General features: G+C 72.8%; 13 protein-coding genes and 1 pseudogene. 8 read left to right on the top strand and 6 right to left on the bottom strand.

Annotation, left to right across the window (positions count from 1 at the left end):
- The first annotated feature begins 314 nt into the window (after positions 1-314).
- Entirely contained in the window at positions 315-560 is a 246-nt protein-coding gene (locus tag V5O46_RS21920; RefSeq protein ID WP_332886358.1) for a WhiB family transcriptional regulator, read from the top strand.
- A gap of 169 nt (positions 561-729) precedes the next feature.
- Positions 730-1,023: pseudogene (locus V5O46_RS21915) on the top strand (glyoxalase); the annotation flags it as partial.
- A 35-nt stretch (positions 1,024-1,058) separates the two neighbouring features.
- Here V5O46_RS21915 and V5O46_RS21910 read toward each other — a convergent pair.
- The 4 genes from V5O46_RS21910 to ssgD form a co-directional block, all read right to left on the bottom strand.
- Positions 1,059-2,033, bottom strand: coding sequence for an acyl-ACP desaturase (locus tag V5O46_RS21910; RefSeq protein WP_332886357.1), 975 nt, complete (start codon positions 2,031-2,033; stop codon positions 1,059-1,061).
- A 203-nt stretch (positions 2,034-2,236) separates the two neighbouring features.
- Complete coding sequence (gene ddaH / locus V5O46_RS21905; RefSeq protein ID WP_332886356.1) at positions 2,237-3,013, bottom strand: dimethylargininase; 777 nt, start codon at positions 3,011-3,013, stop codon at positions 2,237-2,239.
- A gap of 433 nt (positions 3,014-3,446) precedes the next feature.
- Complete coding sequence (locus V5O46_RS21900; protein ID WP_332886355.1) at positions 3,447-5,072, bottom strand: ABC-F family ATP-binding cassette domain-containing protein; 1,626 nt, start codon at positions 5,070-5,072, stop codon at positions 3,447-3,449.
- A gap of 364 nt (positions 5,073-5,436) precedes the next feature.
- On the bottom strand, positions 5,437-5,853 hold the full coding sequence (gene ssgD / locus V5O46_RS21895; RefSeq protein ID WP_332886354.1) for a spore wall synthesis regulator SsgD: 417 nt from the start codon (positions 5,851-5,853) through the stop codon (positions 5,437-5,439).
- A gap of 251 nt (positions 5,854-6,104) precedes the next feature.
- Between ssgD and V5O46_RS21890 the strand changes: the two genes are divergently transcribed.
- Together V5O46_RS21890 and V5O46_RS21885 are read left to right on the top strand one after the other, a co-directional pair.
- Entirely contained in the window at positions 6,105-6,428 is a 324-nt protein-coding gene (locus tag V5O46_RS21890; RefSeq protein WP_332886353.1) for a plasmid stabilization protein, read from the top strand.
- A gap of 54 nt (positions 6,429-6,482) precedes the next feature.
- Positions 6,483-7,172 carry an endonuclease V gene (locus V5O46_RS21885; RefSeq protein WP_332886352.1) on the top strand — a complete coding sequence of 230 codons (690 nt, stop codon included), beginning with the start codon at positions 6,483-6,485 and terminating at the stop codon, positions 7,170-7,172.
- Positions 7,173-7,199: 27 nt separating this feature from the next.
- Here the strand turns inward: V5O46_RS21885 and V5O46_RS21880 are convergent, their stop codons facing one another.
- A complete protein-coding gene (locus V5O46_RS21880; RefSeq protein ID WP_332886351.1) occupies positions 7,200-7,394 on the bottom strand; it encodes a hypothetical protein in 195 nt (64 codons plus the stop codon).
- Positions 7,395-7,621: 227 nt separating this feature from the next.
- Between V5O46_RS21880 and mmpA the strand changes: the two genes are divergently transcribed.
- Positions 7,622-7,768 (top strand): morphogenic membrane protein MmpA, encoded by a 147-nt coding sequence (mmpA, locus tag V5O46_RS21875; RefSeq protein ID WP_332886350.1) that lies wholly within the window; start codon positions 7,622-7,624, stop codon positions 7,766-7,768.
- Positions 7,769-7,783: 15 nt separating this feature from the next.
- On the opposite strand, the gene V5O46_RS21870 is transcribed toward mmpA, so the two are convergent.
- Entirely contained in the window at positions 7,784-8,962 is a 1,179-nt protein-coding gene (locus V5O46_RS21870; RefSeq protein WP_332886349.1) for a saccharopine dehydrogenase family protein, read from the bottom strand.
- 100 nt (positions 8,963-9,062) lie between these two features.
- On the opposite strand from V5O46_RS21870, the gene V5O46_RS21865 reads away from it, so the two are divergent.
- The 3 genes from V5O46_RS21865 to V5O46_RS21855 all read left to right on the top strand — a co-directional run bounded on the left by V5O46_RS21865 (position 9,063) and on the right by V5O46_RS21855 (position 11,975).
- Positions 9,063-9,443, top strand: coding sequence for an MmcQ/YjbR family DNA-binding protein (locus V5O46_RS21865; protein WP_332886348.1), 381 nt, complete (start codon positions 9,063-9,065; stop codon positions 9,441-9,443).
- 157 nt (positions 9,444-9,600) lie between these two features.
- Positions 9,601-10,764 carry a CaiB/BaiF CoA transferase family protein gene (locus tag V5O46_RS21860; RefSeq protein ID WP_332886347.1) on the top strand — a complete coding sequence of 388 codons (1,164 nt, stop codon included), beginning with the start codon at positions 9,601-9,603 and terminating at the stop codon, positions 10,762-10,764.
- Positions 10,761-11,975, top strand: coding sequence for an acetyl-CoA C-acetyltransferase (locus V5O46_RS21855; RefSeq protein ID WP_332886346.1), 1,215 nt, complete (start codon positions 10,761-10,763; stop codon positions 11,973-11,975). The genes V5O46_RS21860 and V5O46_RS21855 overlap by 4 nt, the downstream gene beginning before the upstream one ends.
- Positions 11,976-11,999 lie beyond the last annotated feature (24 nt).

The following is an 11,999-nucleotide window of genomic DNA, read 5'->3' as shown; positions in this document are numbered from 1 at the left end:
GGCTGCAGGCCAGGCGGGTGGTCCACGCGTTGTGACACCGAGGGCCGGCGACTGCCGCTCGGACGACTCGACTCGACCCGGCTCCCGGTCACTGAAGGGACCGGCGGGCGAACGACCCGCCCCGACCCCACCCGTGGACTGGCCGGGCGACGCCTGGTGGGAGTGGCCAGGTGCGGGACGGATCGTCCGGCGACTTCCGCGCGCCGCCGTGCGCAGCGGCGGCGCGCGGGCCACCATCGAAGGGCCGGAGGCCGCCGGACATTCGTTGAGTGCGCGTTGATCGAACGTTTTTCGCCGACCGGCACGATCACGGCATGCACATCGACATGAATCCGGCGCCCCACCTGGCCTGGCAGGAGGAGGCGCTGTGCGCACAGACCGGAGCGGACTTCTTCTTCCCCGAGCCCGGCAGCTCCGTACGCGAGGCGAAGCGGATCTGCGGCCTGTGCCCGATCCGGGCGGCCTGCCTGGCGTACGCGCTCGACCACGACGAGCGCTTCGGCGTCTGGGGCGGACTGTCGGAGAAGGAGCGCCTGGAGTTGCGGCGGACCTGCAACTGAGCCCCGGCGGCCCGCAGCGGTCGGTGGCGGACCGGTCAGGAATCGAGAAGTCACGGCCGGTGCGCCGCGGCCAGCGTCGACGGCATGACATCGACCGCAGCCGTCACCCTCGAGGTGGCCGAGAGGCCCGCAGGCGCACCTGCGAGTCCAGGCCGAAGGCGGCGGTGTGGAAATCGTGCTCCTGCCGGGCGTCGAGGACGTCAAGGCGAGCAAGCAGTTCTACGTCCGTCAGGGGCTGACCGTGGCCAGGAGCTTCGGCGGCAAGTACGTCCAGTTCGCCGCCGAGGCGGACGACCCGGTCAAGCCGGCCCTGTACCAGCGCCGCGGCCTGGCCAAGGACCTCGGCGTCCCGGCCGAGGGCGGCGGATCCCACCGGATCGTTCTCGGCAGCTCCGCCGGCGCCTTCACCGACCCGGACGGGTTCGTCCGGGAGGCCGCGTCGGCGGCCCTCACGTCGTCCTGACCGCCGGACGCGCCTCGCCGTCCCGGCCGCTCCCGTCAGCCCGCCGCCCGGGCCGCCATCCGGGCCTTGCGGGCGGCCAGCCGCTCGTCGAACTTGGCGGCCTCCGCGTCCAGCCCGCCCATGAACAGGCCCAGCTCCTCCTGGGCCTTGAGCCCCTCGGGGCCGAGGCCGTCGATCTCCATGATCTTCAGGAAGCGCAGCACCGGCTGGAGCACGTCGTCGTGGTGGATGCGCAGGTTGTAGACCTCGCCGATGGCCATCTGCGCGGCGGCCCGCTCGAAGCCGGGGATGCCGTGGCCCGGCATCCGGAAGTTGACGACCACGTCGCGCACCGCCTGCATCGTCAGGTCGGGCGCGATCTCGAAGGCCGCCTTGAGCAGGTTGCGGTAGAAGACCATGTGCAGGTTCTCGTCGGTCGCGATGCGGGACAGCATGCGGTCACAGACCGGGTCGCCGGACTGGTGGCCGGTGTTGCGGTGCGAGATACGGGTGGCCAGCTCCTGGAACGAGACGTAGGCGACCGAGTGGAGCATCGAGTGCCGGTTGTCCGACTCGAAGCCCTCGCTCATGTGGGCCATACGGAACTGCTCGAGCTTGTCCGGGTCGACCGCGCGCGAGGCGAGCAGGTAGTCCCGCATCACGATGCCGTGCCGGCCCTCCTCGGCGGTCCAGCGGTGCACCCAGGTGCCCCAGGCGCCGTCGCGGCCGAAGAGGGAGGCGATCTCGTGGTGGTAGCTGGGCAGATTGTCCTCGGTCAGCAGGTTGACGACCAGCGCGATCCGGCCGACCTCGGTGACCTTGGACTGCTCCTTGTCCCAGGCCTCGCCGTCCTCGAAGAGACCGGGGAAGTTGCGGCCGTCGCTCCACGGCACGTACTCGTGCGGCATCCAGTCCTTGGCGACCTTCATATGCCGGTTGAGCTCCTTCTCGACCACTTCCTCCAGTGCGTACAGCAGCCGGGCGTCGGTCCAAACGGCGGGGCTGCCGAGGTGCGGGGAGGCGATCGTCACGAGAACTCCAGGGGGACGTGCGGCAGAGCGGAGGGAGCCCGGCGAACGGCGCCGGAACTTACGGGATCGTAGGCTACGAGGCCGTAGGTTACGAGCCCGTAGGTTAAATGCGACGTAAAGGTCGCTGATCAGCGGTGTCTCCGGGGTGGACAAAGGCCCCGGAAGCCGCAGGTCCCGGGGCCGTGCGGGCAGCCGTTCACCCGTCAGGAGTACAGGTCCCGCATCCGCACCGAGAGACATGTCACACAGCCCTCGAGCTTCTCGAACTCGCTGATGTCCACCACCACCGGCTCGTAGCCGAGATCGGCGTACAGCTCCGCCGTGCGCGGCGCGCTCGCCGCCATGAGCAGCGTGTCCCCGCCGAGCAGCACCACATGCGCCCCGGACTCCTCCGGGACCGGCAGGAAGCGCGGGAACAGGGAGGGCACGTCCGTCTTGGGGATGTGCCCGACGACCGTCCCGTCGGGCAGCGCCGACACCGCCGACTTCAGGTGCAGCACCTTGCTCACCGGCACCGCCACGACCCGCGCGCCCAGCGGCTCGAACGCGGCCCGCAGCTGCTGGAGGCCGGCCGCGTCGGTGCGCCCGCCGCGTCCGACGTAGAGCGTTTCGCCGATCTTCAGCACGTCGCCGCCGTCCAGCGTGCCCGGCTCCCAGATCCAGTTCACCGAGCAGCCCAGGCGCGCCACCGCCTCCTCCACCCCGGCGGTCTCGGCCCGCCGCGACTCGGCGCCGGGCCGGGTGATCAGGGCGACGTTCCGGTACATGACGACGGTGTCCTCCACGAACACCGAGTCCGGGCACTCGTCGGCCGGTTCCACCTCCAGCGTCTCCCAGCCGCGCGCGCCCAGTGCCGTCACATAGGCCTCCCACTGCTCGACCGCGAGGTCGTGGTCGACCTTCTCCCGCTCGATGTGCGTCACCAGGCCTTCGGCGAGGCGCGGGCTGGGGCGGCGGACCAGGGCCTTCTTGCTGGGCACGTGCGGGTCTCCGTATCGGGGGTGGCGGCCCGGCGCCCGATGGTGCGGCGCCGGTCCGCCATCATGCAGTGCACCCCCGGGGCGGCGAAACCCCCGTCAGCGGCCGGCCGGCCTCCTGAGGTGCTCCGCCGCGCACGAGCCGCGGTGCGCCGGCAGCCGCCGGGGGATCCCCTCGAAGATCACCCGGCCGCCGTCCCGGCCCGTCCGGCCCGAGGCCGATCACCGAGTCGGCGTGCGGGACGCGGAGCGTGATGTCCCCGAGGTTGCTCTCCCGGGCTCCGGTGATGGTGACTGGTCGGCGAGGTCCGCTGCGGTTCGGCAGCGCCCGGAAGGGGCGCGGGGAACTGCGCGACCGGCCACGACGGCGCCGCAGACGAGCGACGGCGCAGCGCGGCACTACCAACGGCATGTCGCGGCACTGCCGGCGGAGCGCTCAGGCGGGAAACCCGACAGCTTCCGGCACGGTCTCCTTCAGTTCTCCGTCCTCCAGCAGCAGCCAGCGCGTGATCCCGATCGACTCCAGGAACGGCAGGTCGTGGCCGGCCACGAGCAGCGCCCCCTCGTACGACTCCAGGGCCGTGGTGAGCTGCCGTACGCTCGCCATGTCCAGGTTGTTCGTCGGCTCGTCCAGCATCAGCAGCTGCGGCGCGGGCTCGGCCAGCATCAGCGCGGCCAGCGCCGCCCGGAAGCGTTCGCCGCCGGACAGCGTCGCCGCCTGCTGGTCGGCGCGGGCGCCGCGGAACAGGAAGCGGGCGAGCTGTGCCCGGATCCGGTTGCCGGTGGCGCCGGGTGCGAACCGGGCCACGTTCTCGGCGACGGTCAGCCCGCCGTCGAGGACGTCCAGGCGCTGCGGCAGGAACCGCAGCGGCACATGGGCCGTCGCCTCGCCCGCCACCGGGTCCAGCTCGCCGGCGATCGTGCGCAGCAGCGTGGTCTTTCCCGCCCCGTTGCGCCCGATCAGCGCGATCCGCTCGGAACCGTAGAGATCGAACCCTCCTTCCACGAGACCTCCGTGGGCGAGCTCCGGATCGCGCAGGGTGAGCACGGTCCGGCCCGCGGGAACGGCCGTGTACGGCAGGTCGACGCGGATCTCCGCCTCGTCCCGGACGGCCTCCGCCGCGTCGTCGAGCCGCTCCCTGGCCTCGGCGAGCTTCTCCTCGTGCATGATGCGGTGCTTGCCCGCGGACACCTGGGCGGTACGTCTGCGCATCTTCATCACCGCCCTGGGCTCGCGCTTGTTCTCGTACATCTTGTTGCCGTAGCGCACCCGCTTGGCCAACTTGGTGCGGGCCTCGACGAGTTCGCGTTTCTGCCTCTTCAGGTCGGCCCCGGCGACGCGCACCATGCGCTCGGCCGCCTCCTGCTCGGCGGCGAGCGCCTCCTCGTACGCGGAGAAGTTGCCGCCGTACCAGGTGATCTCCCCGGAGTGCAGGTCGGCGATCTGGTCGACGAGGTCGAGCAGTTGCCGGTCGTGGCTGACCACCACCATCACCCCGGGCCAGGACGCGACGGCCGCGCACAGGCGCCGGCGTGCGTACAGGTCGAGGTTGTTGGTCGGCTCGTCCAGCAGCAGGACGTCCGGCCGGCGCAGCAGCAGCGCCGCCAGCCGGAGCAGCACGGACTCGCCTCCGGAGACCTCGCCCACGGTGCGGTCCAGCCCGATGTGGCCGAGCCCGAGCTCGCCGAGCATGGCCAGGGCGCGCTCCTCGACGTCCCAGTCGTCACCGACGGTCTCGAAGTGCTCCTCCGCCGCGTCGCCCGCCTCGATGGCGTGCAGCGCGGCCCGCCGCCCGGCGATGCCGAGCGCCTCGTCGACGCGCAGTCCGGTGTCGAGCGTGACGTTCTGCGGGAGGTAGCCGATCTCGCCGACGACACGGACGGAGCCGTCGGCGGGCGTGAGCTCGCCGCCGATCAGTCTCAACAAGGTCGACTTTCCGGATCCGTTGACGCCGACGAGCCCGGTCCGGCCGGGGCCGAAGGAGATGTCCAGCCCGTCGAGGACGGGGGTGCCGTCGGCCCAGGCGAAGGAGAGGGAGGTACAGCTGATGGAAGTATGCATGTACGGGGCCTCCGCGGTTGCTTGAAGCGGTCATGGGCAAACGCGTGTCGAGACACCGGGGACGGCGACCGTCGCGGCAGAACCGCGGGGGAGTGGAGAGGCCCTTGCGAAGAGCGCCGGGCACGAAGAAAGCCCTGCGCGTCGAGGACGGCTCGAACGCCGAGGTCACACGCGGCGTACACACCTCAGGTGTGACGCGGTGTCTCAGGACCTCAGACGAGCAACGTCCTTCTCCAATCGACGGCAACAGGACCGCTGTACACGCTAAGTGGGGCGCCGGGCGCCGTCAATCGGATTTACCCGCTGCCCTGCCCCGCCCCGGCCCCGCCGGGAGCGGCAGGCGCCCCCCGACGCCCGTGACGCCCTAGCAGGTGCCCCGCATCAGCTCCGCGAGCTCGTGGTCCAGATCGAGCTGCAGATGCTCCAGGCCGACGGGGACCAGCTCGCCGGTCGCCTGCAGGAACCGGCGCAGTTCGCCCGATCGGACGTGGATCACGGCGGTGCCCTCGGGGGCGTGGAACTCCAGGACGGTGCGGTCCCAGCCGTACGGCCGCACCCGGACGTCGCCGTGCCCCTCCGGCTCCCGCATGCCCGCGGCGAGCAGCTCGCGGGAGAAGGTCCAGCACACGTCCACGCCCTCCAGCGTGGCCGGGGCCGGGAAGGTCATGCGGACGGCGAACGGGTCGCGCCGGTCGTAGTGGAGCGTCGCGGGAATGCTAGGCATGCGCGGCGCGGCGGCGACGAGCCGTGCCTCGACGGGCTGCTCGATGACGGTGGACAACGCCTTGCTCCCTCGTAGCGGCTGGACGGGCGGTGTGCGGACGGGTGGACGGGCGGGCGGTTGAGGCCGGGCACCCGGGAAGACGACGGAACGCCCGGATCCGTGCACAGGAGGGACGAGTGACCTCTGTCACCGCGTTCATGCCCGTGGTGCGGCAGGAGTGACGTGGCTCTCCCAGGGCGCCGGATCGGAGTCGTTTTCGTCCGGGACGTGGGTAGTCGTCTGCTGAGTGGGAAAGGAAGTGAGGCGACATGCCCCGCGGATCGAGCTCCAAGCGGGAGCGGCAGTACGAGCACATCAAGGAGAGCGCGCGGGAGCGCGGCGCCGGTCCCGGGCGCGCCGAGGAGATCGCGGCCCGCACCGTGAACAAGGAACGGGCCCGGTCCGGCGAGGCCGGGCAGGCGAGCCGGATCTCGACGGAGGACATGTCGTCCGGCCGCCGGGGCGGACAGCGCTCCGGCCGGGGCTCCCAGGGGCCCACCTACGACCAGCTGTACGAGGAGGCCCGCCGCCGCGACGTCTCCGGCCGCTCCCACATGAACAAGAGCGAACTGCGGCGCGCCCTGGGCAAGTGAGTCCACGGGCCCCGCGGCCGGGAAGCGCGCGGTCCCCGTAGGCTCAAGGTCACCATGGCGACCGTACGCATTCCCGGGGGCTGGCCCGCGACCGAGGAACAGGCCCGTGCCGTCCAGGACCGGCTACGCGCGCGCGTGGTGCTCGACGAACCGGGCCCGCCGCCGGGAACCGGCCTGGTCGCCGGCGTCGACGTGGCCTACGACGACGCCCGGGACGTCGTCGCGGCGGCTGCGGTCGTCCTGGACGCGGCCACCCTCGAGGTCGTCGCCGAGGCCACGGCCGTCGGCCGGGTCTCGTTCCCGTACGTGCCCGGGCTGCTCGCCTTCCGGGAGATCCCGACCGTGCTGGCCGCCCTGGACGCCCTGCCCCGACCGCCGGGCCTGGTGGTCTGCGACGGCTACGGGCGGGCGCACCCGCGCCGCTTCGGCCTCGCCAGCCACCTCGGCGTGCTCACCGGGCTGCCCACCATCGGAGTGGCCAAGAACCCGTTCACCTTCACCCACGACGCCCCGGCCGCGCCGCGCGGCAGTACGTCCGCCCTGCTCGCGGGCAACGAGGAGGTCGGTCGCGCCCTGCGCACCCGGGACGCCGTCAAACCGGTCTTCGTCTCCGTCGGACACCGGGTCGACCTCGGCAACGCCTGTGCGCACACGCTGGCTCTGACCCCCGCCTACCGGCTCCCGGAGACGACCCGCAGGGCGGACGCACTGTGCCGCAGGGCGCTGCGCGAGGCCGCCCCCTGAAGCCCGGCGGGTCCGCCTCCCGGCGGCTCAGTCGGCCGGGCCCTGGACGGTCCAGCGGCCCACCTCGCGGTACTCCGAGTCGTAGACGGGCGATCCGGCTCCGGGTTCCAGCGAACAGTGCCGGAGACTGCCGCCCCAGTAGCGCAGGATCCGGCCCAGCTCGCCGGCCGGGTCACGGGTCAGTGCGGCGTCGTCCATGGTGACTTCGAGAAGGAATTTCATACCTTCCAGGGTTTCATTGAACTCCCCGTTGAGACTTCACGCCGACTGCTCGCAGACTCCACCCCGCGGGGTGAGCTTGATGAGAGGGCAGCAGGGTGCTGCAGGACCGGCTGAGTCTCAAACGGGGTGAGTGGGTGCCCGGAGCGGGGGGAGCTCTGGGCGGCTGAGTAGCCGTGTGAGTACCGGTACGGATGTGGCTCCGGCACCCGGTCGGCAGGCTGGGGTGCATGACCACGCACCGTGCTCCCGAGCCCGCCGCCCGCCCCCGCCGGCCCGTCGGGCGGGCCGCGACGGCCGGACTGGCGCTCGCCGCGCTGGCGGGGGTGGGCTGGATCGCCGGGATGATCTACACGGTCGTCGTATGGGCACGCTGACCCGGGCGCGCCCCGTCAGCGGGCGGCGGCGACGCGGAACCGCAGTCCTGCCGCGCACAGCCGGTCGATCAGCGCGTCGCCCATCGCCACCGCGGTCGTGACCTGCCCGGACGTCGGCGGCAGATCGTCCAGGGCCAGGGACAGCGCGGCCTCGGCGAACATCTTCGCCGTCTCGTCGTAGCCCGGGTCACCGCCTGCCACCTCGGTGAACACCCGCCTGCCGCCGCCCTCGCCGACGAACCGGACCGAGAACCAGCTCCGCGCCCGCCGCTCCGGGCTCGGCCCCTCACCCGGCTTGAGCCGGTCCGACAGCCAGTGCCGGGCCTGCGGCACCTGGGCCGCCGCCATGAGGGCGCCCACGCCGAGCGCCCCGCCCACGGCGACGGGCAGGTGCCGCACCGCCGCGTAGTGCCGGTAGCGGAAATCCGGGCCGTAGCGCTCCAGCGCCTTCGCCGAGCGCCGCACGATCTGCGGGTCGATGGTCGGCAGCGGCAGCGCCCAGGCGCCGATCTCCCCGGCGAACCGCGGCGCGCCCGTCGGCGTCGCGGCCCGCCTCCCCACCAGCCGCGGCTCGTGCCGCCGCCGCTCCCGCGCAGCGGCGGCCAGCTGCCGCCCGCGCGCGAACTGGCCCAGCGCGGAGGCGAACGTACCGCCGGAGAACATGCCGTCGGCGGACACGAACCCGTCCACGCTCAGTGGCACGCCTTCCGGCAGCTGCCGGACCGTGAAGTACGCGCCCAGGTCGTGCGGCACCGAGTCGAAGCCGCAGGCGTGCACCAGCCGGGCTCCGGTCTCCCGCGCGCGTGCGTCGTACCGGACGTACATCAGGTCCACGAACTCCGGCTCACCGGTGAGATCGAGGTAGTCGGTGCCGGCGTCGGTGCACGCGGCGACCAGCCCCTCCCCGTACTGCACGTACGGGCCGACCGTGGAGGCCACCACGCGCGCGTGTCCGGCGAGTTCGCGCAGCGAGTCCGGATCGGCCGAGTCGGCGCGGACGACGCCGATGTCCTTGGCCTCGGGCAGCCGCTCGCGCAGCCGCCGGAGTCGGTCCTCGCTGCGTCCGGCGATCGCCCAGCGCAGCCCCTCGGGCGCGTGCGCGGCCAGGTATCGGGCGGTCAGCTCGCCCACGAACCCCGTCGCCCCGAAAAGCACGACGTCGTACCGACGCCCTTCCTTGCTGGACTTGCTCATGACACCCACCGGCCTTCCTCGGTCCGCAGCACGCGCCGTTGTCGGTGGCCGAGGCTAGCGTGAAGGGTGCGGAGCCCGACGACGAGCCCGGAGGTGCCAGGTGGCCGTGGACCGCAATGCCCTGAAGAAGTGGGAGAAGGCGCGCGCATTCGCCCTCGGTCTGCCGGGCGCCGTGGAGGAGTTCCCCTGGGGGGAGTCCGTCGCGAAGGTCAACAGCAAGGTGTTCGTCTTCCTCGGCGTCGACGACGGCAGTCATCCGCTGGGCCTGACCGTCAAGCTCACCGACGAGGAGGCGCACGCCCATGCCCTGACCTGTCCCGGCGCCGCACCCGCCGGGTACGGCCTCGGCAGATCCGGATGGGTGTCGATCCCGCTGGAGGAGAAGGGCGCCCCGGCCGCCGAGCTGCTGTGCGACTGGGTGGAGGAGAGCTACCGGACCATCGCGCCCAAGCGCCTCGCCGCCCAGCTGGACGGCGGCTGAGCCGTCCGGACGTCCCACGGAACGCGCGCCCGCCCCGTCGCACGGCACCTTTGACTGAGCGCTTGCTCGTTCCACCCGGGCTCAGCCCTTGTGCGGACCCGGGCCCGTTCCTAGCATCACTGGTGTTACATCAGTTGTGTCACAGACAGGGGGCCGGATGGCCACGGCACCGACGCCATCGCCGCACGGACCGCTCTCCGGCGTGCGCGTGGTCGAGCTGGCCGGAATCGGCCCCGGCCCGTTCGCCGCCATGCTCCTCGCCGACCTCGGCGCCGACGTGGTCCGGGTCGATCGGCCCGGCGGGCCCGGCCTCGCCGTCGACCCCGCCTACGACGTCACGAACCGCAACAAGCGCTCGGTGGTCGTCGACCTGAAGGCACCCGGCGGCCCCGACCGGGTCCTGGACCTGGCCGCCCGCGCCGACGTGCTGATCGAGGGCTACCGCCCCGGCGTCGCCGAGCGACTCGGCGTGGGCCCGGGACCCTGCCACGCCCGCAACGCCCGTCTGGTCTACGGCCGGATGACCGGCTGGGGCCAGGACGGCCCCCTCGCCCCGCGGGCCGGCCACGACATCGCGTACATCGCGCTGACCGGCGCCCTCGGCATGATCGGCCGCCCCGACGAACCGCCGGCCGTCCCGGCCAACCTCCTCGGCGACTACGCGGGCGGCTCCCTCTACCTGGTCGTCGGCGTCCTCGCGGCCCTGCACCACGCGCGCGAAACCGGCACCGGACAGGTCGTCGACGCCGCCATCGTGGATGGCGCCGCCCATCTCTCCGCGATGATCCACGGCATGCTCGCCGCCGGCGGCTGGCAGGACCGGCGCGCCGCGAACCTCCTCGACGGCGGCTGCCCCTTCTACGGCACCTACCAGACCGCCGACGGACAGTACATGGCGGTCGGGGCGCTGGAGCGGCAGTTCTACGACGAGTTCACCACCCTCCTCGGCATCGCGGACCTGGCCCCGGCCCGGGACGACGTCGCCCGCTGGGGCGAGCTGCGCGAGGCGGTCGCCGCCCGCTTCAGGTCCCGCACCCGGGACGAGTGGACGGCCGTCTTCGAGGGCACGGACGCCTGTGTCGCCCCGGTGCTGTCCCTGCGCGAGGCCCCGCACCACCCGCACCTCGCCGCCCGCGGCACCTTCACCGACCACGGCGGACTCACCCAGCCCGCCCCCGCGCCCCGCTTCTCCGCGACCCCCGCCACGGTCCGCACCGGCCCCGCCCTGCCGGGCGCCGACACCGCGGCCGTGGCCCGTGACTGGGACGTGCCCGGACTCCCGACCTCGTCCTCCCACCCTCACCGAAAGGCCGGCCAGTGACCACCGAAGCGTATGTGTACGACGCGATCCGCACCCCGCGCGGGCGCGGCAAGGCCAACGGCGCCCTGCACGGCACCAAGCCCGTGGACCTGGTCGTCGGGCTCATCCACGAGATCCGCACCCGGTTCCCCGGACTCGACCCGGCCGCCGTCGACGACATCGTGCTCGGCGTGGTCGGCCCGGTCGGCGACCAGGGCTCCGACATCGCCCGGATCGCCGCCGTCGCCGCCGGACTCCCGGACACGGTCGCCGGCGTACAGGAGAACCGCTTCTGCGCCTCGGGCCTGGAGGCCGTCAACATGGCCGCCGCAAAGGTGCGTTCCGGCTGGGAGGACCTGGTCCTCGCGGGCGGCGTGGAGTCCATGTCGCGGGTGCCGATGGCCTCCGACGGCGGCGCCTGGTTCAACGACCCGATGACCAACCTCGCCACCAACTTCGTGCCCCAGGGCATCGGCGCCGACCTGATCGCCACCGTCGAGGGCTTCTCCCGGCGCGACGTCGACGAGTACGCGGCGCTGTCCCAGGAGCGGGCCGCCGCGGCCTGGAAGGAGGGCCGCTTCCAGCGCTCCGTGGTACCGGTGACGGACCGCAGCGGCCTGACCGTGCTCGACCACGACGAGCACCTGCGGCCGGGCACCACCGCCGACTCCCTCGCGGGACTCAAGCCGTCCTTCGCCGACATCGGCGAACTGGGCGGGTTCGACGCCGTGGCGCTGCAGAAGTACCACTGGGTGGAGAAGATCGACCACGTCCACCACGCGGGCAACTCCTCCGGCATCGTCGACGGCGCCGCCCTGGTCGCCATCGGCTCCAAGGAGGCCGGGGAGCGCCAGGGCCTCACCCCCCGCGCGCGGATCGTCTCCGCCGCCGTGTCCGGCTCCGAGCCCACCATCATGCTCACCGGCCCCGCCCCCGCCACCCGCAAGGCGCTCGCCAAGGCCGGGCTGACCATCGACGACATCGACCTGGTCGAGATCAACGAGGCGTTCGCCGCGGTCGTCCTGCGCTTCGTGAAGGACATGGGGCTCAGCCTGGACAAGGTCAACGTCAACGGCGGCGCGATCGCCCTCGGGCACCCGCTCGGCGCCACCGGCGCCATGATCCTCGGCACGCTCGTCGACGAACTGGAGCGCCAGGACAAGCGGTACGGCCTCGCCACCCTGTGCGTGGGCGGCGGCATGGGCATCGCCACCATCGTCGAGCGCATCTGACCCCTCCCGACGGATCACCTGGAG

The sequence above is a fragment of the Streptomyces poriticola genome (genome assembly GCF_036689765.1).
Classification (GTDB): Bacteria; Actinomycetota; Actinomycetes; order Streptomycetales; family Streptomycetaceae; genus Streptomyces; species Streptomyces poriticola.
The sequence above is the reverse complement of the archived record's forward strand: the minus strand, read 5'-3'. Positions and strand labels throughout refer to the sequence as shown.

Excerpts from the sequence above, each read along its gene's own strand:
- V5O46_RS21860 (WP_332886347.1), top strand. The coding sequence starts at position 9,601 with ATGGCCACGGCACCGACGCCATCGCCGCACGGACCGCTCTCCGGCGTG.
- V5O46_RS21870 (WP_332886349.1), bottom strand. The coding sequence starts at position 8,962 with ATGAGCAAGTCCAGCAAGGAAGGGCGTCGGTACGACGTCGTGCTTTTC.
- V5O46_RS21900 (WP_332886355.1), bottom strand. The coding sequence starts at position 5,072 with ATGCATACTTCCATCAGCTGTACCTCCCTCTCCTTCGCCTGGGCCGAC.
- V5O46_RS21890 (WP_332886353.1), top strand. The coding sequence starts at position 6,105 with ATGCCCCGCGGATCGAGCTCCAAGCGGGAGCGGCAGTACGAGCACATC.
- mmpA (WP_332886350.1), top strand. The coding sequence starts at position 7,622 with ATGACCACGCACCGTGCTCCCGAGCCCGCCGCCCGCCCCCGCCGGCCC.
- V5O46_RS21920 (WP_332886358.1), top strand. The coding sequence starts at position 315 with ATGCACATCGACATGAATCCGGCGCCCCACCTGGCCTGGCAGGAGGAG.
- V5O46_RS21885 (WP_332886352.1), top strand. The coding sequence starts at position 6,483 with ATGGCGACCGTACGCATTCCCGGGGGCTGGCCCGCGACCGAGGAACAG.
- V5O46_RS21880 (WP_332886351.1), bottom strand. The coding sequence starts at position 7,394 with ATGAAATTCCTTCTCGAAGTCACCATGGACGACGCCGCACTGACCCGT.